Annotated in this window: 17 protein-coding genes; 5 read left to right on the top strand and 12 right to left on the bottom strand. The window is 74.0% G+C overall.

Annotation, left to right across the window (positions count from 1 at the left end; genetic code table 11):
- Window positions 1–28: 28 nt before the first annotated feature.
- The 7 genes from ACWENR_RS01340 to ACWENR_RS01370 all read right to left on the bottom strand — a co-directional run bounded on the left by ACWENR_RS01340 (window position 29) and on the right by ACWENR_RS01370 (window position 7,291).
- Window positions 29–868, bottom strand: coding sequence for a GNAT family N-acetyltransferase (locus ACWENR_RS01340; protein WP_452275092.1), 840 nt, complete (start codon window positions 866–868; stop codon window positions 29–31).
- Between the two features lie 55 nt (window positions 869–923).
- Window positions 924–2,150, bottom strand: a complete 1,227-nt coding sequence (locus ACWENR_RS01345; protein WP_452275093.1) for an MFS transporter — start codon at window positions 2,148–2,150, stop codon at window positions 924–926.
- A 141-nt stretch (window positions 2,151–2,291) separates the two neighbouring features.
- Window positions 2,292–3,464 (bottom strand): flavodoxin-dependent (E)-4-hydroxy-3-methylbut-2-enyl-diphosphate synthase, encoded by a 1,173-nt coding sequence (gene ispG, locus ACWENR_RS01350; RefSeq protein ID WP_452275094.1) that lies wholly within the window; start codon window positions 3,462–3,464, stop codon window positions 2,292–2,294.
- 9 nt (window positions 3,465–3,473) lie between these two features.
- Window positions 3,474–4,724, bottom strand: a complete 1,251-nt coding sequence (locus ACWENR_RS01355) for a M50 family metallopeptidase (RefSeq protein WP_452275095.1) — start codon at window positions 4,722–4,724, stop codon at window positions 3,474–3,476.
- On the bottom strand, window positions 4,724–5,938 hold the full coding sequence (gene dxr / locus ACWENR_RS01360; RefSeq protein WP_452275096.1) for a 1-deoxy-D-xylulose-5-phosphate reductoisomerase: 1,215 nt from the start codon (window positions 5,936–5,938) through the stop codon (window positions 4,724–4,726). The genes ACWENR_RS01355 and dxr overlap by 1 nt, the downstream gene beginning before the upstream one ends.
- Before the next feature lie 43 nt (window positions 5,939–5,981).
- Window positions 5,982–6,668 (bottom strand): Uma2 family endonuclease, encoded by a 687-nt coding sequence (locus ACWENR_RS01365; protein ID WP_452275097.1) that lies wholly within the window; start codon window positions 6,666–6,668, stop codon window positions 5,982–5,984.
- 35 nt (window positions 6,669–6,703) lie between these two features.
- The gene (locus ACWENR_RS01370; RefSeq protein WP_452275098.1) at window positions 6,704–7,291 is read right to left on the bottom strand and encodes a GNAT family N-acetyltransferase; all 588 of its coding nucleotides are present in this window, start codon (window positions 7,289–7,291) and stop codon (window positions 6,704–6,706) included.
- A gap of 118 nt (window positions 7,292–7,409) precedes the next feature.
- On the opposite strand from ACWENR_RS01370, the gene ACWENR_RS01375 reads away from it, so the two are divergent.
- Together ACWENR_RS01375 and ACWENR_RS01380 are read left to right on the top strand one after the other, a co-directional pair.
- Window positions 7,410–8,384 carry a golvesin C-terminal-like domain-containing protein gene (locus ACWENR_RS01375; protein ID WP_452275099.1) on the top strand — a complete coding sequence of 325 codons (975 nt, stop codon included), beginning with the start codon at window positions 7,410–7,412 and terminating at the stop codon, window positions 8,382–8,384.
- Window positions 8,385–8,534: 150 nt separating this feature from the next.
- Window positions 8,535–9,386 (top strand): YhjD/YihY/BrkB family envelope integrity protein, encoded by an 852-nt coding sequence (locus ACWENR_RS01380; RefSeq protein WP_452275100.1) that lies wholly within the window; start codon window positions 8,535–8,537, stop codon window positions 9,384–9,386.
- A gap of 165 nt (window positions 9,387–9,551) precedes the next feature.
- Here the strand turns inward: ACWENR_RS01380 and ACWENR_RS01385 are convergent, their stop codons facing one another.
- Both ACWENR_RS01385 and ACWENR_RS01390 read right to left on the bottom strand, forming a co-directional pair.
- On the bottom strand, window positions 9,552–10,718 hold the full coding sequence (locus tag ACWENR_RS01385) for an alkaline phosphatase PhoX (protein WP_452275101.1): 1,167 nt from the start codon (window positions 10,716–10,718) through the stop codon (window positions 9,552–9,554).
- A gap of 68 nt (window positions 10,719–10,786) precedes the next feature.
- Entirely contained in the window at window positions 10,787–12,937 is a 2,151-nt protein-coding gene (locus tag ACWENR_RS01390; protein ID WP_452275102.1) for an MMPL family transporter, read from the bottom strand.
- A 127-nt stretch (window positions 12,938–13,064) separates the two neighbouring features.
- On the opposite strand from ACWENR_RS01390, the gene ACWENR_RS01395 reads away from it, so the two are divergent.
- Both ACWENR_RS01395 and ACWENR_RS01400 read left to right on the top strand, forming a co-directional pair.
- The gene (locus ACWENR_RS01395) at window positions 13,065–13,817 is read left to right on the top strand and encodes a TetR/AcrR family transcriptional regulator (RefSeq protein ID WP_452275103.1); all 753 of its coding nucleotides are present in this window, start codon (window positions 13,065–13,067) and stop codon (window positions 13,815–13,817) included.
- Window positions 13,818–14,078: 261 nt separating this feature from the next.
- Complete coding sequence (locus ACWENR_RS01400) at window positions 14,079–15,674, top strand: phytoene desaturase family protein (protein WP_452275104.1); 1,596 nt, start codon at window positions 14,079–14,081, stop codon at window positions 15,672–15,674.
- Window positions 15,675–15,879: 205 nt separating this feature from the next.
- Here ACWENR_RS01400 and ACWENR_RS01405 read toward each other — a convergent pair whose 3' ends face one another.
- A complete protein-coding gene (locus ACWENR_RS01405) occupies window positions 15,880–17,469 on the bottom strand; it encodes a Rieske 2Fe-2S domain-containing protein (protein WP_452275105.1) in 1,590 nt (529 codons plus the stop codon).
- A gap of 271 nt (window positions 17,470–17,740) precedes the next feature.
- On the opposite strand from ACWENR_RS01405, the gene ACWENR_RS01410 reads away from it, so the two are divergent.
- Window positions 17,741–17,962, top strand: coding sequence for a DUF2631 domain-containing protein (locus ACWENR_RS01410; protein WP_452275106.1), 222 nt, complete (start codon window positions 17,741–17,743; stop codon window positions 17,960–17,962).
- Between the two features lie 91 nt (window positions 17,963–18,053).
- Here the strand turns inward: ACWENR_RS01410 and ACWENR_RS01415 are convergent, their stop codons facing one another.
- Window positions 18,054–19,472: a DivIVA domain-containing protein gene (locus ACWENR_RS01415; protein WP_452275107.1), complete on the bottom strand. Its 1,419-nt coding sequence runs from the start codon at window positions 19,470–19,472 to the stop codon at window positions 18,054–18,056.
- A gap of 31 nt (window positions 19,473–19,503) precedes the next feature.
- Window positions 19,504–20,652: a 23S rRNA (adenine(2503)-C(2))-methyltransferase RlmN gene (rlmN, locus tag ACWENR_RS01420; RefSeq protein WP_452275108.1), complete on the bottom strand. Its 1,149-nt coding sequence runs from the start codon at window positions 20,650–20,652 to the stop codon at window positions 19,504–19,506.
- Window positions 20,653–20,726 lie beyond the last annotated feature (74 nt).

The following is a 20,726-nucleotide window of genomic DNA, read 5'->3' on the forward strand; positions in this document are numbered from 1 at the left end:
GCCTCAGAAGAGCACGGTGGCGAGCGGCTCAGAAGAGCACGGTGGCGAGCGTGCCGACCGGCCGGAAGCCGCAGCGCTCGTAGACCCGGCGGGCCGGGGCGTTGAAGTCGTTGACATAGAGGCTCACGGTCGGGGCGACCCGCAGCAGCGCGTCGCGCACCACGGCCGCCATCGCCGCCGTCGCGATGCCCCGGCCCCGCCACTCGGGCGCCACCCAGACCCCCTGCACCTGGGCGGTCCGGCGGGTCACGACGGCCAGCTCGGCCTTGAACACCACCTGGCCGTCGACGAACCGCGCGTACGCCCGGCCGGCCCGGACCAGGTCGGTGACCCGCCGCCGGTAGCCACGGCCGCCGTCGTCGGCGAGCGGCGAGACGCCCACCTCCTCGGTGTACATCGCCACCGCCGCCGGGAAGAGCCGGTCGATCTCGCTGCCGCGCGCCCGCCGCACCTGCGGGTCCGCCGGCACCGCCGGCAGCGCGTCGGTGGCCAGCAGCGGCTGGTTCGGGCGTACGTCCCGGGCCGGCCCCCAGACGTCGCAGAGCCGGTCCCAGAGGCCGAGCACGGCATCGGCCCGGCCCACGATCGACGAGCAGAGCCGCTCCTCGCCGGCGAGCAGGTCGGCGTACGCGGCGACGGCCGGCTCGGTGGCCAGCACCGGGGTGAGGTTGCCGCCGATCCAGCAGACGGACTCCAGGTTGCGGCGCGTGCCGTAGCCCAGCACCCGCCCCTCGGCGCGCCACCAGGCCAGGCCGCGCGCCGCGACCCGCTCGGCGACCTGCGCGCCAGCGAAGGGGTCGAGGTCGAGCAGCCGCTCGACAGCGCGGCGCTCCGACTCTCCGAGTTGCCGTACCGGCAGCGTCAGCACGGTTACCAGCCTGCCAGATCCGCCCCCCGCCCCGCCGGGCGAGTGACGAGAGGGGCTACGCCACCGCGACCGGCTCGGGCGCGACCGCCCCGGACCGGTTGCGGGCGGCCCAGGCGACGACTCCGGGCACCAGGGCGCCGAGCGACAGGAACAGGACGCCGAGCAGCAGCCACCCCGGCACGCCCCAGCCGACGGCCAGCGTGGTGACCACGACCGGCGCCACCATCTTGCCCAGCTCGTAGCCCATGCTGTACGCGCCCTGGTACTGCCCGTGGGCGTTCTCCGGCGCCAGCCCGAAGGAGATCCCCCAGCCGGCGGCGGAGTGCCACAGCTCCCCGACCACGTGCGTGAGCGCGCCGCCGACCAGCAGCGCGACGGCGACGCCCGTGGAGCGCCCGCCGCTGGCGGCGAAGAGGACGCAGGCCGCGGCGATGGCGAGCCCGGCGCGCCGGGCCGCCCGGGCCGCGCCGGCGAGGCTCTCGGTGCCGCGCGCGGCGCGGACCTGGAAGAGCACCACCACCAGCGTGTTGACCAGCATCAGCCCGGAGAGCACCCAGGCCGGCGCCCGAGTGTGCCCGACGATCCAGAGCGGCAGGGCGATGTTGAGCAGCCCGAAGTGCATCGACATGAGCCCGTCGAGCACGGTGAACGCCAGGAACGGCCGGTCCCGCAGCGCGATCAGCCGGGGGCCGTGCGCGGGGGCGGGCGTGGGCGGAAGGTACGGCAGCCGGGTGAAGACGGCGGCGGCGAGCAGGTAGGTCACGGCGGTGGTGAGGACCAGCGCCACGTACGCCGCCCGGGTGTCGGCGGCCAGCGCGAAGCCGGCGAGCACGGCGCCCACCGAGATCCCGACGTTCGTGGTGGCGCGCAGGTAGGCGCGGGTGCGGACGCGCTGGTCGGCCGGGACGGAGCCGGCGATGAGCGCGCCCTTGGCGCCCCGGTCGGCGGCGTCGGCGACCGCGGTGGCCGCGCCGACGGCGAGGAACGCGGGAAGGGATCCGACGGCCAGCAGCGCGGTGGTCAGCACGCTGTTCGCGACCAGCGCGACGAGCTGGGTGGCCCGGGGGCCCAGCCGGTCGGCCAGGTATCCGGCGGGGGCGCTGGCCAGCAGGCCGACCAGGGCCGAGACGGTCAGCCCGAGCGCGACGTCGGTGACGCTCAGGCCGGCCGAGCGGGTGAGGAAGAGCGCGCTGGCCACCATCCACAGGCCGCGCCCGACGGTGCGGACGAGGGTGCCGAGGGTGAGGATCCGGGCCGGACCCGGTTCGGGAAGGAGTCGCACCCCAAGACCTTAACAAGACGTACGTACGGTTTGCATCTGCGTTCCCACCATCCGGCCCCGCGCAAGACGAAGGGGTGGCCGCTCCCGGTGGAGCGGCCACCCCTTCGGTGGCCCAACCCGCCCGCCGGCGGGACGGACGGATCAGTGCACGGTTACGGTCGCCCCCGGGAGCAGGCCGCGCAGCTCCTCGGGCAACTCGGCGCCCATCTCGTCGGCGATGCGCAGCGCCTCCTCGATGAGGGTCTCCACGATCTGCGCCTCGGGCACGGTCTTGACCACCTTGCCCTTGACGAAGATCTGACCCTTGCCGTTGCCGGAGGCCACGCCCAGGTCGGCCTCGCGGGCCTCGCCCGGACCGTTCACGACGCAGCCCATCACGGCGACCCGCAGCGGCACCGGCAGCCCCTCCAGGCCGGCGGTGACCTCCTCGGCGAGCTTGTAGACGTCGACCTGCGCCCGCCCGCAGGACGGGCAGGAGACGATCTCCAGGCCCCGCTCGCGCAGCCCGAGCGACTCCAGGATCTGGTTGCCGACCTTGATCTCCTCCACCGGCGGCGCCGACAGCGAGACCCGGATGGTGTCGCCGATCCCCTCGGCCAGCAGCGCGCCGAAGGCGACCGCCGACTTGATGGTGCCCTGGAAGGCCGGGCCGGCCTCGGTGACGCCCAGGTGCAGCGGGTAGTCGCACCTCTCGGCGAGCTGGCGGTAGGCCCGGATCATCACCACCGGGTCGTTGTGCTTGACCGAGATCTTGATGTCGCGGAAGCCGTGCTCCTCGAACAGCGAGCACTCCCACAGCGCCGACTCGACGAGCGCCTCGGCGGTGGCCTTGCCGTACTTGGCGAGCAGGCGCTTGTCCAGCGAGCCCGCGTTCACGCCGATCCGGATCGGCACGCCCGCGTCGCCGGCCGCCTTGGCGATCTCCTTGACCTTGTCGTCGAACTGGCGGATGTTGCCCGGGTTGACCCGGACCGCCGCGCAGCCGGCGTCGATCGCCGCGAAGACGTACTTCGGCTGGAAGTGGATGTCGGCGATGACCGGGATCTGCGACTTCTTCGCGATCGCCGGCAGCGCCTCGACGTCGTCCTGGCTCGGCACCGCGACGCGGACGATCTGGCAGCCGGACGCGGTCAGCTCGGCGATCTGCTGGAGGGTGGCGTTGACGTCGGCGGTGAGGGTGGTGGTCATCGACTGCACCGAGACCGGCGCGCCGCCGCCGACCGGCACCGAACCGACCATGATCTGGCGGCTGGCCCGGCGCGGGGCGAGCGGCGGGGGCGGTACGGCGGGGATACCGAGACTGACAGCGGTCACTTCAGGCACTCACCTTGAGAAGAGCGTGATCGGGTTGACGACGTCCGCGGTGATGGTCAGCAGCGTGAACGCGCCGCCGATCAGGATCACCGCGTACGTGAAGGGCATGAGCTTCAGGTAGTCGACGCGGCCGGGGTCGGCGCGGCCGATCCGGGCGTAGAGCCAGGAGCGGGCCCGCTCGAACCAGGCGATGGCGATGTGGCCGCCGTCCAGCGGCAGCAGCGGCAGCAGGTTGAACACGCCGATGAAGAAGTTCAGCGAGACGAAGAGCATGAAGAACAGCAGCCACGCGTTGTTCTCCACCGCCTCGCCACCGAGCCGGCTCGCGCCGACCACGCTGATCGGGGTGTCCATGTCCCGTTCGCCGCCGGTGATCGCCGTCCACAGGGCCGGGACCTTCTGCGGGATGCGCTTCATCGCCTCGAAGGTGTTGACCGCCATGTCGCCGGTGAAGTCGGCGGTCGCGCCGAACGCGCCGACCGGCCCGTACGTCACCCGGGTCGGGGTGCTGGGGACGAGCCCGACGCCGAGCGCCGCGACCGCGCCGACCTGACCCTTCGGGTCGTCCAGCGGCGGGCGCTGGGTCTGCGCGAGCACCGCGCTGGTGCTGCCCGGCTGGCCGTCGCGCTCGTACGCGATCTGCGCCGTGTCGCCCGGCTTGAGGCCGCGCAGGGTGGTGAGCAGCTGGCCGTAGTCCGCGATCGGCGCGCCGTTGATCGCGGTGATCCGGTCGCCGTCGCGCAGCTGCGCCTGGGCGGCGGGGCTGGCCGGGTCGGTGGTGGTGCACTCGCGGAGCGTGTTCTCCGGGACCACGCACTTCGACAGCTGGATGACCGCCGGCTCCTTGCGGATCTCCGCCTCGGTGCTGGGGAAGTCCGGGTTGGGCAGGCCGGCGGTGACCGCGATGATCCAGAGAGCGATCAGGGCGAGGGCGAAGTGGGTGACGGAGCCCGCGGACATCACGATCGTCCGCTTCCACACCGGGTAGCGCCACATCGCGCGCGGCTCGTCGGCCGGGTCGACGTCGTCGTCCTGCGGCGTCATGCCGACGATCTTGCAGAAGCCGCCGAGCGGGATGCCCTTGACGCCGTACTCGGTCTCGCCCCGCCTGAACGACCAGAGCGTGGGACCGAAGCCGACGAAGTAGCGGGTGACCTTCATGCCGAAGGCCTTGGCGGTGAGCATGTGCCCCGCCTCGTGCAGGCTCACCGAGATGAGGATCGCAAGGGCGAAGAGCACCACCCCGAGCAGGTACGCCATCAAGCTCCTTCCACCGAACCCGCGATGATGATCTCCTGCGCGTGCGCGCGCGCCCACGACTCCGCCGCGAGCACGTCCTCGACGGTACCTGGTTCGTCGAAGTCGGGAGCGTCCTCCAACACCCGCCGGAGGGTGTCGACGATGCCGAGGAAGGGCAGCCGGCCGGCCACGAACGCGGCCACGCACTCCTCGTTCGCCGCGTTGTAGATCGCCGGCCGGCAGCGCCCGGCCTCGCCGGCGGCCTTGGCCAGCGCCACCGCCGGGAACGCCTCGTCGTCCAGCGGCGCGAACTCCCAGGTGTGGGCCGTCGTCCAGTCGACGGCGGCGGCGGCTACGGGCACCCGGTCGGGCCAGCCGAGGCCCAGCGCGATCGGCAGCCGCATGTCGGGCGGGCTGGCCTGGGCGAGGGTGGAGCCGTCGGTGAACTCGACCATCGAGTGGATCACCGACTGCGGGTGCACCATCACGGCGATGTCGGCGTACGGCACGTCGAACAGCTCGTGCGCCTCGATCACCTCCAGCGCCTTGTTGACCATCGTGGCGGAGTTGATCGTGACGACCGGCCCCATGTTCCAGGTCGGGTGCGCCAGCGCCTGCTCGGGCGTGACCGTGGTCAGCTCGTCGCGCCGCCGGCCCCGGAACGGGCCGCCGCTGGCGGTGACGACCAGCCGCCGCACCTCGCCCCGGGCCCCGCCGCGCAGGCACTGGGCCAGCGCCGAGTGCTCCGAGTCGACGGGGACGATCTGCTCCGGCCGCGTCACGGCGGCCTTCACCAGCGGGCCGCCGGCCACGAGCGACTCCTTGTTGGCGAGCGCGAGCGTACGCCCGGCGCGCAGCGCGGCCAGGGTCGGCGCGAGCCCGAGCGAGCCGACCACGCCGTTGAGCACGACGTCGCAGGGCCACTGCGCCAGCTCGGTCATCGCGTCCGGGCCGGCCACGATCTTGGGGAGCTTGAAGTCGCCGGTGGCCCAGCCGCGCCGGCTCGCCTCGGCGTAGAACGCGAGCTGGAGGTCCTGCGCGGCGCTGGCCCGGGCCACCCCGACCGCGTCGACGCCGAGTTCGAGCGCCTGGGCGGCGAGCAGCTCGACGTTGCCGCCGCCGGCCCCGAGCGCGACCACCCGGAACCGGTCCGGGTTGCGCCGCACGATGTCGATGGCCTGTGTCCCGATCGAACCGGTGGAGCCGAGCAGGACGAGTTCCCGGGGCGAAGTCACCCGGACATTCTTCCCCAGCGCCGCACGGCGCCCGCCGGGAGCCTCAGCCCTCCGCGTCGGCCTGCTCCCCCGGCACGTCCGCGCCCTCCTCCGGCGCCGCCTCGTCGAGAAGGTCGGCCGGGTCGACGGCGAACGGGAAGGGCTCCGTCATGGCGAAGGTGCTTCCGGCCGCCGCGGCCGCCACCGGCCGGTAGTCTCCCTCGGCGAGCTCGAACAACGCGATGGTGGGCACCCGGTTGCGCAGGTCGACCCGGAGGAAGAACGGGACACCGGCGGCGGCGTACTCGCGCGGCCGATCGATCACGTCCTTGCGCCGGTTGCCCGGGGACACGATCTCGCCCAGCAGGACGGCCTGCCCGATGTCGACGGCCGACCGCCCCCCGCCGGAGGACCGGAGGACGGCGACGTCGGGAATGAAGAGGTCCTTGCCCGAGATCACGTTGATCTCGGGATAGGCCCACAGGCCCGCCCTGCGGGCGGCCCGGTGCAGGAGATAGGGCAGCTCACGTTCCACCGACTGGTGGTCTATTCCGGCGTGTGGGGTCACGATCACGCTTCCGCTCAGGACCTCAACCTTGGGGCCGTTGGTCTCCGGCAACAGGTCGAGGGCGAGCTGAGCGGTCCACGGCTCGTCGTGCCACCGCAGCACGTCGAACGACGGCTCCGTGGGCCGCTGCGCGGGCTCGGCCTCCTGCGGCGCCGGCTCGGGCGCGAAAGCTGCCTGGGCCATCCGGGCTCACCCCCTCAGCGGACAGTCTGCTCAGGTCAGCCTAGCCGCCGCAGCCCCGGCCGGCCGGGATCGCACACGCGGTGCGACGCCGTCAGGACGAAGGTCTCCACCGACGCGCCGCCGTACCAGTCGGTGCGGCGGCCCACGTGGGTCATGCCGAGCCGGCGGGCCACCGCCATCGACGCCTCGTTGCCGGGCGCCACGACGGCGTGGACCTCCCGGGTGCCGGCGGCGAGTTCCCGCGCGACCACGGCCCGGGCCGCCTCGGTGGCGTACCCGTGGCCCCACGAGTCGGGGTGCAGGTGCCAGCCCACCTCGATGTCCTCGGTCAACACGCCCTCCTCGCGCCCCGGCAGCGGCTTCAGCAGGACGGTGCCGGCCACCACGCCCGTCCCGCGGACCTCGATCGCCCAGGTGCCGTACCGGCCGCCGTGCCCCGCGTGCCGCTCCCGCCACGTCCGGAGCCGGTCGGCGGCCTGCGCCGGGTCGGTCAGGGGCAGCCCCGGCGCGTTCAGCCACCGGGTGATCTCGGGCCGGGAGTAGATGTCGAAGATCCGGGCCAGGTCGGCCGGGTCGGCGGTCCACTCCCGCAGCACCAGGCGCTCCGTGGTCAGAACGGTCATGACGCCGATCCTATGGAAAGCTTCCCAGCGATGTTGATCTATGTAACTCTCTTACGATCATCGATCCTTGTTGGTTGAATACCTCCACCCGCCCGCCCTCGCCCCTCGGAGGCAACTCGTGAAACTCGCCACCGCCGCGCGCGCCCTGGTCGCCGGGCTGACCGCTGCGGCCATGGTGCTGCTCGGCCCGGCCGGGCCCGCGTCCGCCGCCACCACCACCGTCGACAACGCGACCGCCGGCCGCTTCACCGCCAGCGCCAACTGGGGCACGTCGTCCTGGGCCGGCCAGCGGTACGGCGCCGACTACCGCTTCGCGACGCCCTACACCGGGGGCAGCGACGCCGCCTGGTTCAGCGCGTCGGTCGCCGCCACCGGCGCGCACCTCGTCGAGGTGTGGTACCCGGCGGACGCCGGCTACAACAGCGCCACCCCGTTCATCGTGGCGACCGCCGCCGGCAACCAGACGGTCGTCGTGGACCAGCGCGCCAACGGCGGCCGCTGGGTCGCCCTCGGCACCTTCACGCTGGCGGCGGGCGACCGCCCCGTCGTCGGGGTCAGCCGCTGGACCACCGCTGCGGGCTACGTCGTCGCGGACGCCGTCCGGATCACCTCCACCACGGCCGGCAACCCCGGCTTCGCCCTGCCGCTGCCCCAGAGCGCGCTGCCGCGCGGCGAGTACGACGACCCGCACCACGACTATCCCGCCATCGACCTCCCGGTCGGCACCGGCACCAGGGCGTACGCCGTGCGGGCGGGCACGGTGACGATCATCAACGACAGCTCCTGCGGCCAGGGCGTCAACCTCACCGGCACCGACGGGGCCGTCTACACCTACTGCCACTTCTCGGCGTGGTCGGTCGCCAACGGCGCGTCGGTGGCGCCCGGGCAGCAGCTCGGCCTCACCGGCAACACCGGCAACTCCACCGGGCCGCACCTGCACTTCGGCATCCGTACCGGCAGCACCCGGCGCTGCCCGCAGAACTTCCTGCTGGCGCTCTACGACGGGGTCACCCCGCCGGCGGCGACGAGCCTGCCCACCACCGGCTGCTACTACGCCACCCTGCGCGGCGGCGAGACCGCACCGCTGGGCTGACCGCACCCGCCTCGGAGCCGCCGGACGCGCCCCCGTCCGGCGGCTCCGCCGTACGGGCACGGCGCATCCCCCGGGGCGGGTCGGGCGTCGAGCCGGTCACGGTCGGCGATGTGGTGCGTGACGCCGGGCCGTACGGGGAAAGAAGCCGCGATGGGCAGCGGATGGCAACGGGCGAAGCGGATCACCGGCGCGGCGTTCCGTCCGCTGCGCGGCCGGGACCTGTCGCTGCACGCCGCCGCCATCACCTTCTACGGGGCGATCGCCGTGGTGCCGGTGGCCCTGCTGGCCATCTGGCTCACCTCGCTGCTGGCGGGGGCCGACCGGGTACGCCGGCTCACGTCGCACGCCGTGCGGACGCTGCCGGACGAGATCGGCGCGCCGCACGCGGTGGCCGCGCTGGTCGAGGCCGGGGTGGGGTTGACCCCCGTGCTGGCGTTGGCGTCGCTGCTGCCGGCGTCGCTCTACGGCGAGGGGCTGCGCCGCGCCTTCGTCTCCGTGGCGGCCCCGCGCCGCGACGAGTCGCTGGTGGGGTGGCGCGGCCGGCTGCTGCTGCTCCCGCTGCTCGCCCCGGCCCCGGCCCTGCTGCTGTCGATCCTGCTCGCGCTGCCGACGACGACGGGGCTGGTACGCCAGGGCGGGTGGAGCGGCGCGCTGGGCGTGGTGCTGTCGTTCCTGGCGGTGTGGCTGGTGCTCACCCCGGTGCTGCTGTGGGTGTTCCGGGTGGTCGGCCCGGCGTCGCCGGACTGGCTCTCCGCGCTGGGCGTCGGGTCGTTCACGGCGGCGAACCTCTCCGGCTTCCTGCACGGCTTCGTGCTCTTCGCCTCGCTCCCCATCGACCTGGGCGTGCCGTTCGGCGGCTTCGACGAGATCGGCGCGGGGGTGGCGGTGCTGCTCTGGCTCTACCTCTTCCACGTGATCGTGCTCGCCGGTTACTCCGCCACCCTCGCCCTCTCCCGCTGGCGCACGGCCCGCGCCGCCGCGCGGGAGCCCGGCCGACCGTGAGGTCGGCGGCGGGGAGGGCGCTCCCCGACCGCCGCCAACCTGACGATCGACGCCGCCGGCCCGGCCCGGACCGCGCAGGACCTGGGACCGGGCGGGCCCTGGGACCGGGCGGGCCCCGGGACCGGGCGGGCCCGGGACCGGGCAGGACCGGGCAGGACCGGGCGGTCAGGGCCGGAAGGGGCCGCTGATCTCGTAGGTGACGCCGGCGAGGCCGGCGCGGTCGCCGGTGGTGCCGCGCTGGGAGGAGAAGTAGAGGCGGGAGCCGTCGGGCGAGAAGGCGGGGCCGGTGAGCTCCGATTCCGGGTGCCCGTGCAGGCGCAGGAACGGGGCGACCACGCCGGCGGGGGTGATGACGTTGATCTCCATGTTGCCGCCGTCCTCGGCCACGTAGAGGTCGCCGCCGGCGGTGCCGGTGATGTTGTCCACGCCGGTCAGCGGCGCCGCGCCGGCCGGCACCAGCGAGTCGTCGTACGCGAGGTCGAGGCGCTGGCGCGCCGCGTCGTACGCCCAGACCCGGTTGTCGCCCTTGGTGGTGAACCAGCAGGTGCCGTCGGCGTACCAGCAGCCCTCGCCGCCGTCGAAGTGCTTCGCCGCGCCGACCTGCCAGCGGGTCGGCACGGGGAAGCCGTCCCGGTCGGGGACGTCCCGCCACGTCACCGGGCCGGTCACCTGGTCGGCCGGGGCGCAGAGCACCTGCAACCGGCCGGTGCGCAGGTCGCCCCAGGTGTCCGGGACGAAGCGGTAGAAGCAGCCGTCGTCCTCGTCCTCGGTCAGGTAGACCACCTCGCGCTCCGGGTCGCAGGCCGCCGCCTCGTGCGTGAACCGGCCCATCCGGGTGCGCTCCTCGGCCGCCCCGCTGCCGTCCGGCCAGGTCTCGAAGACCCGCCCGAGCGGCACCTCCTCGCAGGAGAGCCAGGTGCCCCAGCCGGTGGCGCCGCCCGCGCAGTTGACGTTGGTGCCGCCGAGGATCCGGTAGGCCGCCGCGATCGAGCCGTCGGCGTGGAAGCGCACCGCCGAGGCGCCGCCGACCAGCGGCACCTCGGAGTTGGAGACGTAGATCCAGCCGGTGCCGGCCGGGAAGCACGCGCCGCCGTCGGGGGCGGGGTGCCAGAGGTAGGAGGTGCCGGCGACCCGCTGGCCGGAGCGGGCGACGACCCGGCTGGCGAAGCCGGCGGGCAGCTGGATGCCGTTGGCGTCGGCGGCGAGCAGCTCCCCGTACGGCCCGGGGCCGGGCTGGGCGGGGGCGGCCGACGCGGCGCCGGCCCAGAGGCTGCCGGAGAAGGCGACGGCGCCACCGGCGACGGTGGCACGCAGGACGGTACGACGGTCCATCGGAGACCTCCCGGAAGATGGTCGATGCCCCGTCGACGGTAGGGCCGACAGGGCATCGATGGAAGTCTCTATCTAGTGAACGTGGGGTGACGCCCGGCGGGCTCGGGCTCGGCGGCCTCCCGGATGCCGTACCGGCGGTGGAACCGGCCGAGCGGGCCGGGGGCCCACCAGTTCCACCGGCCCAGCAGCCGCATGGTGGCCGGCACCAGCAGCGCCCGGACCAGCGTGGCGTCGACCACGATCGCCACGATCATGCCGATGCCGATGAGCTTGACGTACGCCATCCCGCCCGTGGCGAAGCCGGCCACCACGACGATCAGCAGCAGCGCCGCGGCGGTGATGATGCGGCCGGTGTGCTGGAGCCCGGCGGCCACCGAGGCGGTGTTGTCCCCCGTCCGGTCCCACTCCTCGCGCACCCGGGAGAGCAGGAACACCTCGTAGTCGGTCGCTAGCCCGAAGAGCACCGCGAGCATGAGGATCGGGTTGCTGGGCTCGATGAACCCGGTCGGGGTGAAGCCGAGCAGGTCGGCCAGGTGGCCGTCCTGGAAGATCCAGACCACCACGCCGAACGAGGCGCCGATCGACACCAGGTTCATGAGCACGGCCTTGACCGGCAGCACCACGGAGCCGAAGGCGAGGAAGAGCAACACCAGGGTCGCGGCGGCCATCAGCAGGGCCATCCAGGGCAGCCGGCCGCCGAGGCTGTCCAGCAGGTCCCGGTCGGCGCCGGGGCGGCCCCCGACGAGCACCTCCGCGCCGCCCGGCGCGGGCAGGTCGCGCAGCGCCCGGACCACGTCCTGCGCCACGTCGCCGGTCGGCTCGCCCGGGTAGGTCACCGACAGCAGCGTCGACGCGCCCCGGCTGGCCGCCACCGTCACGCCGGTCACGCCGGGCACGGCGGCCACCCGGTCGGCGAACGGCCGCACCTGCTCCGGGGAGGCCCCGGACACCAGCACGTCGATCGGCGCGACCGTGCCGCCGGGAAACTCCGCGGCGATCCGCTCGGAGACGACCCGGGGCGCGGCGTCCCCGGGCAGCACCCGCTCGTCGAAGCCGCCGAAGGTGATCCGCAGGAACGGCGCCGCGAGCAGCAGGAGCAGCAGGGTCACCCCGACCAGGTAGCGCACCGGACGGCGCATCACGCTGCGCGCGATCCGGGCCCAGGCGCCGCCCGCCTCCCGCGCCGCCGGCCGCCCGCCCCGCGCCCCACGCCGCCACGGCAGCGGTACGCGCAGCGCGTTGATCCGGTGGCCGAGCACCGCCAGCAGGGCCGGCAGCACGGTCAGCGCGGCCAGCATGGCGACCAGGACGGCGGCCATCCCGCCGAGCCCCATCGACCGCAGGAACGCCTGCGGGAAGATGAGCAGGCTGGCCATGGCGAGCGCGATGGTGAGCCCGGAGACCAGCACCGTACGCCCCGCGGTGGCCATGGTGCGGCGGACGGCGGCGGGCGTGTCGTGGCCGGCGGCCAGCTCCTCGCGGAACCGGCTGACCACGAAGAGGGCGTAGTCGACCGCCATGCCCAGGCCGATCAGGGTGATGACGTTGATGGCGAAGATCGACACGTCGGTGACCAGGTTGACCAGCCGGACGGCGACGAACGCGCCGAGGATGGCCAGCCCGCCGATCAGCAGCGGCGTGGACGCGGCCACCAGCCCGCCGAAGATCAGCACGAGCAGCACCAGCAGCACCGGCATGGAGAGCAGCTCCGCCCGGGTGATGTCCTCGGTGGTCTGGCGGTTCGCCTCGTGCAGGAACGCCACCGTGCCGCCGACCTCGGTCCGCACGCCGGGCGTCGCGAGGGCCGGCCGCAGGTCGTCGTACGCGGCGGTCTTGCCGTCCTCGTCGCCGGCCCGGAGCTGGACCAGCGCGTACGTGGCCCGGCGGTCGGTCGACAGCAGCGCGGGCACCGGCGTGTCGTACCAGGTGGTGACGCTGGTGACCTCGGGGCGGGCGCGCAGCCCGGCGACGGTGGCCGCGACCGGGTCGCGGAAGGCGGGCTGCTCGACGGTGGCCCCGTCGCTGCTCCAGAGCACGATCAGGTCGGCGCCCTGCGGCCCCAGCTCGGCGGTGATCCGCTCGGCGGCGCGGCTCGACTCGCTCGCGGGGTCGTCGTAGCCGCCCCCGGTGAGCTGCCCGAAGACCCCGGCCCCCCAGGTCGAGCCGACCGCGACCACCACCAGGGCGGCGGCCAGCACCGCCCAGCGCAGTCGCACCACCGCTTGTCCCCACCAGGCGAACATTCGCCTCCCCCTCCGCCGACGGCTAAGCTGTAACCATCGCTCATTCGAGTGAACGCCGTTAACTATGGCAACGGCGTTTGCTTCGGTCAAGGGGGTTGGCCGCATGACCGCACCGTCCCGACGCGAACGCCTGCGCTCGGCGACCGTCACCGAGATCAAGGACGGGGCACGACGGCTGCTGGTGACCGGCGGGATCGAGGCGATCTCGCTGCGGGCCATCGCCCGGGACATGGGCATGACGGCACCCGCCATCTACCGCTACTTCCCCAGCCTGGAAGCGCTGGTCGCGGCCCTCGCCGGCGACCTCTACGACGAGCTGCGGGCGCGGCTGGAGGCGGCCCGGGACGACGCCGGAGCGGAGCCGGTCGACCGGCTGCTGGCCATGAGCCGCGCGTTCCGCGCCTGGTCGGTGACCCATCCCGCCGAGTTCGGGCTGATCTTCGGCGCCCGCGCCCCCGGGCTGGACGCCTTCGTCGACGACTGCGCCGACCCCGACCACCCAGGCGCCCGGTTCGGGGCGGTCTTCGTGCAGCCGATCATCGACCTCTGGCACCGGTCCCCCTTCCCCACCCCGCCCCCCGAGCTGCTCCGGGAGCGCCTGGGCGGGCGCCTGGAGCCGCTGCGGCTGAGCCACGGCGACGTGCCCATCGAGGTCGCGTACGCCTTCCTCTCCGGCTGGACCCGGCTCTACGGGCTGGTCGCCATGGAGGTCTTCGGCCAGCTCTCCTGGGCCGTCACCGAGGCCGAGCCGCTGTTCGAGCTGGAGCTGGCGACGTTCGCCGCCGCCCTGCGCGGCGAACAGCCCGGCGCGGCGTCCGCCCGGCCAGGACGGCGAACCGGCGCGGCGCCCAGCTAGCCACCGGCGGCGAAGCGGCCCGGCCCGGCGTCCGGCGGCGAAGCGGCCCAGCCCGGCGTCCGGCGGCGGCGCAGCGCCCAGCAAGCCACCGGAGGCGGAGCGGCCCGGCCAGCCACCGGCGGCGGAGCGGCCCGGCCCGGTGTCCGGCGGCGGCGCAGCGCCCAGCAAGCCACCGGAGGCGGGACGGCCCGGCGGGGCGTCCCGCCCGGCCTGCCGCGAAGGGGCTGACCGACGGCGTCGCCGGCGCTAGGCTCCCCCGGCATGGGTGACGAGCTGCCGACCCGGGCCGACGTGGTGATCGTCGGGTCCGGGCACAACGGTCTGGTGTCCGCGATCCTGCTCGCCCGCGCCGGGCTCGACGTGCTGGTGCTGGAGGCCGCCGAGGTGATCGGCGGCGCCACCCGCACCGAGCACCCCTTCCCGAAGGTGCCCGGGCTGCGCCACTCCACCGGCTCCTACCTGCTCGGGCTGATGCCGCCGGAGCTGCTCGCCACGCTCGACGTGCGCATCCCGGTGCTGCGCCGCGACCCGCACTACTTCCTGCCCACCCCCGGCCCGGAGGGCTCGCCGTACCTGCTGTTCGGCAGCGACACCGCCGCCACCCGGGCGCAGCTCGCGGAGTTCTTCTCCCCCGCCGACGTGGCCGCCGACGACGCCCTCCAGGCCGAGCTGGCCGCGCTGCGCGCCGACCTCGCGCCGGCCTGGCTGGCCGAGCCGCTGCCGGTCGAGGAGACCGCCGAACGGTACGTCCGGCCGGCACTTCGGCAGGTCCTCGTCGACCTGGTCCGCGGCTCGGTCGCCGACCACCTCGCCCGCTTCGACTTCCGCTCGGAGCTGCTGGTCAGCATGTACGCGGTCACCGACGGCCTCTCCGGGCTCAACGCCGGGCCCGACGACCCGGGCACCGGCCACAACTTCCTCGTCCACAACATGTGCCGGCTCCCCGGCTCGGACGGCACCTGGATGATCGCCGAGGGCGGGATGGGCACGGTGGCGCGCACCTTCGCCGAGGCGGCCCGGGCCGCGGGCGCGACGATCCGCACCGGCACGCCGGTACACGCGATCACTTTGGCCGGCGGCGCGGCCAGCGGCGTGGTCCTCGCCGACGGGCGGGAGGTGGCCGCCCGGGTGGTCCTCGGCGCGTGCGACCCGTACCGCCTGATGGACCTGCTGCCCGACGGCGCGCTCCCGGCGCCGCTGGCCGAGCGGATGGCGGCGGTCCGCCGGCCCGGCACCACCCTCAAGCTCAACCTGGCGCTGACCGGGCTGCCCCGCTTCGCCTGCCTGCCGGCCGACGCGCCGAGCCCGTTCGGCTCGACCATCCACCTGCTGCCCGGCTCGGAATCCCTGATCGGCTCCGGCGGCGAGTCGCCGATGGCGGCGCTGCGCGCGATGTGGGCCGACGTCCGGGCGGGGCGGCTGCCCGAGGAGCCGACCATCGAGTGGTACCTGCACACCACCGTCGACCCGTCACTCTCCGACGGTCGGGGCCACCACTCCTCGGCGCTCTTCGTCCAGTCGGTCCCCTACGAGCCGGCCGGCACCACGTGGGACGCGGTGCTGCCCGGCTACGTCGAGCGGCTGGTCGCGATCTGCGAGCGGTACGCCCCGGGCACCGGCGACCTGATCGCCGACGCCGTGGCACTGCCGCCGCCCGGCATCGAGGCGCACTTCGGCATCACCGGCGGGCACATCCACCACGTCGACAACACCGTCTCGTTCACCGACCGGATGCCGTACGCGACCGGCATCGACGGCGTCTACGCCGGCAGCGCCGGCTGCCACCCCGCCGGCAGTGTCATCGGCGCCGCCGGCCACAACGCCGCCCGCCGCATCCTCACCGACCTCACCCCCTGACCCCCTTCACGCCCCTTCACGCCCTTCACGCCCCTCGCGCCCCTCGCGCCCCTCGCGCCCCTCGCGCCCCTCGCGCCCCTCGCGCCCGCGATCTTGCACTTTCGGCCCTTCTTTTGCGGCTTGTGCCGCTTTTGCGAGGGCAGAATGTGCAAGATCGCGAGGATGGGGACGGGGCGGGGAGGGGAGTGAAGCGGGCGGGGCGGGGTTAGCTGGCGGCGTCGCCGGCGGGGGCGGGGGTGTCGGCGTCGACGCGGTGGGCGCGGATCTTGTGGCCGACGCTGGTGAGGCAGCGGCCGCTCGCGAGGTCGAACCGCCAGCCGTGCAGCTGGCAGGTGAGCTGGTCGCCGTCGACGATGCCGAAGCGGGTCAGGTCGGCCTTCAGGTGCGGGCAGCGCCGCTGCACCACCCAGTCGCCCAGGGTGATGTCCTCGGCGTCGCTGGTCCGCTCGTGCTCGTCGTACCAGCCCTCCGCGTACTGGAGCCGCTCGGTGGAGAGGCACTTGAAGAAGGCGTAGACGAACTCGTTGTACTGGCCGATCCGGGCGGCGGAGAAGCGGCAGGAGAGGAAGAGGGAGTTGACCCAGTCCACCTCGCCGATGTGCAGCAGGTGCTCGATCAGCGCCCGCTCGGTGCGGAACCGGTAGCGCACCTTCTCGTCGGCGTACGGTCGGACCTGCTTGCCCGGGAAGTCCACCACGATGGATTCGACGGTCTCGCCGCCCGAGCTGTCGGTGCCCACCAGGTCGAAGCGGACCGGGCCGCCGACCCCCTTGGCCAGGTAGATCGACTCCTCCAGCAGCGGCTCGATCCGGCGCTGCATCTCCTTGAGCACGTCGACCTCGGGGTGCCGCCAGGACGCCTTCTCCGCCTCGATGACGGGCCGCTTGCGCTCCCGCATCTCCTCCAGGTGCGCGACCTTGTTCGCGAAGAACTCCTCGACCGGCACCGGGTGGGTGGTCTCGCACGTCTCGGTGGTGATCTCGGCGACGCTGCCCGGGAGCAGCACGACACCGTTGGTGCCGCCGACCTTCGCGTACTCCGACAGGAAGACCGACTGGTCGGGGAAGATGTTGCCCTCGTCGCCGTGGATGTCGTTGAACTGCCACAGCTCGTCGTCGAGGAAGCAGGGCGGGCCGGCGATGGGGAAGACGTGGTCGGCCTTGAGGTCGTCGATGTAGCGCCAGGTGCGGTCGAACTGCCGGTCCCGCTTCTGCTTGCCGAACGCCGTCTTCGCCGCCTGCGGCAGCTCGTAGACCATCGGGTACCAGATCGCGCCGGAGAACTGGAGCATGTGCGCGTGCACGTGGCCCAGCTCGGCGAAGAGGCTCAGGTCGGTGGGGCGGGCGTCGTTCTGGTTGAGCAGCCGGACCCCGTCGTACTCCACCCACAGCGACGAGTCGCCGATCGGGCCGTCGGTCGGGCTGGTCAGCGCCTGGATCATGACCTTCAGGCCACCGTCCAGCTCGACGACCTGCTCGTTCGGCGCCTTCAGGAACTTCGTGAAGCCCAGCTCCCGCAGCTCGTCCTCCATCTCCGAGGTGGGGAACGCGGGCAGCAGCACGGTCGCGGACTTCGACACGAAGCGCTTCAGGTGCGCGGCGTCGAAGTGGTCCCGGTGCAGGTGGGAGACGTAGAGGTAGTCGACGTCGCCGAGGGTCTCCCAGTCGAGCAGGGAGTTGTCAGGGAACGGGAACCACGACGCGAAATAGGCCGGGTTGACCCACGGGTCGCACAGGATGCTGCCCGCGGCCGTGTCGATCCGCATGCTGGCGTGTCCCGTACCGGTCACTCGCACCGCAGTTCCCCCTCGAAGACAAACAAAAGGTGTACGTCCGAAACGCTACCGGAGGGAGTCTGGCGACCGCCCCGCGACGCCGGTAGTGCCGCCCGGCCCGGCGTGCCCGGGACCTTGGACCCGCGCCCCTCGCCTCGTACGCCCTGCCGGCGCCCGCCCGGCCGTCGGCGCGGGATCGTGCGTTCCGCCTCGTCCGGCCGGACCCACCGCCGGGCCTGGCACGGGGCGTGCCAGACTAACCGGAGATCCGATCGCGAGGGAAGGACCGACAGTGGCAGGAAGCGAGCCGGTAACGTCGCCAGACCAGCACAAGCCGGGGCACCGTAAGTCCGGGCGGATCGGCGCGGTGGTCACCGCGCTGGCGCTGCTGGCGATGCTCTGCGGCAACCACGAGGGCAGGGTCGAGGACATCTGGCTGGTCGGCCTGGCCGTGCTGCTGCTGGTCATCGTCATCGGCGACGTCGTGCTGCGGCGCAACGGCCTGCGGTCCTGACCGCACCCCGTCGGCCGGCGTCGCGCGCGCCGGAGGTGACACGCGCAAGGGCCCGCCCCCGACCGGGGAGCGGGCCCTCGTCGTACGCGGATCAGCGGCCGAACAGGATGTCCTGCACGTCCTTGAGCGCGGCGTCGACCTCGGCCTCGAAGTAGCCGCCCGGCACCAGCGGGAAGCGCAGCGAGTCGAGTTCCTTGGGGTTCACCGGCATCGGGTTGCGCCCCTGCATGCCCCCGAGAAGGCTGTCGAAGAGCCGGTCGACCTGGTCGGGGTCGTAGCCGCTGCCGAACCGGCGCACCTGGAAGCTGCGCCGGATCTGGTCGACGCGGTAGAGGTCGCTGCCGGGCGGGCCGGCCATGGGCGGGCCGGCCGTGGGCGGCGGGCCACCCACCGGCGGGCCACCCACCGGCGGACCAGCCATCGGCGGGCCACCTACCGGCGGACCGGCCATCGGCGGCGGACCGGCCATCGGCGGCGGACCGCCGAAGCCCTGCTGCGGCGGCGGACCGGCCGGGCCCCGACCGCGCATGTCGCGCAGCTCCCGCTCGGACATCCGGATCTCGGCCGTCATGTCGGCACGGCCGCGCCGGCCCGCCTCGAAGCCGTCGAAGCGCGGCTCGTCGCCGTACCCGCCGGGGCCGTCGCCGTAGCCGCCCCGAGGGTCGCCGTAGCCGCCCGGCCCGCCGGGACCGTCGCCGTAACCACCCGGCCCACCAGGGCCGTCACCGTAACCACCCGGGCGACCGGGACCGTCGCCGTAACCACCCGGCCCACCAGGACCGTCACCGTAACCACCGGGACCACCCGGGCCGTCACCGTAACCACCCGGGCGACCCGGGCCGTCGCCGTAGCCGCCCGGCCGGCCGGGACCGTCGCCGTAACCACCAGGCCCACCAGGGCCGTCACCGTAGCCACCGGGACCACCCGGACCGTCACCGTAAGCGCCGGGGCCGGCGGGCAGGCCACGCGGCGGCGGGCCGCCATGGCCCATCGGGGCGCCCGGACCGCCGGGGCCGCCCGGGCCGCGCGGTGGCTCGTAGCCGCCGCGGGGTCCGTCGTAGCCACCGGCGAAGGCGCCGGTCGGCTCCTCGTAGCGGCCGTAACGGTCGGCGGGCGGGGGGCCGGCCTGCGCGGGCATCGGCCGGGGCGGCATCGGCTGCGGCACGGGAGACATGCCGCGGTCGTCGCGCGCCGGCGGACCCATCCGGTCCGGCGGGCCGAGCCGGTCGCCCATCCGGGGGTCGCCGTCGCGACCGCCGACGCCACCGCGCTCCTCCAACTCGGCCAGCTGCCGCTCGACCCGGTCGAGGTGCAGGTCGACCTGCCACTCGTCGTAGCCGTTGAAGCGGACCCGGAAGACGACGTCGTGGACCTCCTGGGAGGCGACGGGGGCACCCACCGGACGGCCGTCGAGCGTAGCCTCGACCCGGTCCAGGAAGGCGTCGACCTCGTCGACCTTGTATCCCCGGCGGAGCGCCTTACGCCGGAAACGCTGACCCTGACTCGCCACTATGTCTCCTGGTCTCGTTCGCCACGCCCGGTCACGCGGTCTCCCCGGCCCGGTCGGTGTCCCTGTTGTCGACGGCGGCGGCGAGCTGCCCACACGCTCCGTCGATCTCGCGACCCCGGGTGTCCCGCACCGTCGTCGACACCCCGGCCTCGCGCAACCGCCGGACGAACTCCCGCTCCACCGGCTTCGGGCTGGCGTCCCAGCGGCTGCCCGGAGTCGGATTGAGCGGGATGAGGTTCACGTGGGCCAGCTTCCCGGCCAGCAGCCGCCCGAGCAGGTCGGCTCGCCACGGCTGGTCGTTCACGTCCTTGATCATCGCGTACTCGATCGACACGCGCCGCCCCGTCCGTGCCGCGTAGTCCCACGCCGCGTCCAGCACCTCGGACACCTTCCAGCGCTGGTTGACGGGCACCAGTTCGTCGCGCAGCTCATCATCGGGCGCGTGCAGCGACAACGCAAGGGTCACCGAGAGGTCTTCGCTGGCCAGTCGGCGGATGGCCGGCACCAGGCCGACCGTGGAGACGGTGATGTGACGCTGCGACAACCCGAGCCCCTCGGGCGCCGGGGCGACGAGCCGGCGGATCGCGGCGATCACCCGGGAGTAGTTGGCCAGCGGCTCGCCCATGCCCATGAAGACCACGTGCGACAGGCGCGGCGGCGACCCCGCCACCGCGCCGGAGGCGGCCACGCCGGCCAGGTAGACCGCCTGGTCGACGATCTCGGCGGTGGACAGGTTGCGGGTCAGGCCGGCCTGGCCGGTGGCGCAGAACGGGCAGGCCATGCCGCAGCCGGCCTGGCTGGAGATACAGACGGTGACCCGGTCCGGATAGCCCATCAGCACGCTCTCCACCAGCGAGCCGTCGTGCAGCCGCCAGAGCGCCTTGCGGGTCGCGCCGTCGTCGCAGGCCAGCTCACGGACCGGGGTGAGCAGCCGCGGCAGGAGCCGGTCGGCGAGCCTTTCGCGGGTGGCGGCCGGCAGGTCGGTCATCTGTGCCGGATCGCGCACCAGGCGACCGAAGTAGTGGGTGGAGACCTGCTTGGCGCGGAACGCCGGCTCCCCCAGCTCGGTGACCAGCGCGCGGCGGCCGGCGAGGTCGAGATCGGCGAGGTGACGGGGAGGCATCGCGGGCCGCCGCCCGGGGGCGTCGGGGTCTGCGGGGATCAGGGGCAGGCTCGTCATGGCGAGTCCAGTCTGTCACGCCGGACGGCCGACGCACCTGTCCGGAGGTGCCGAATCGCCCCCCACCGCCCGGG

This window comes from Micromonospora sp. NPDC004336, from assembly GCF_053602615.1.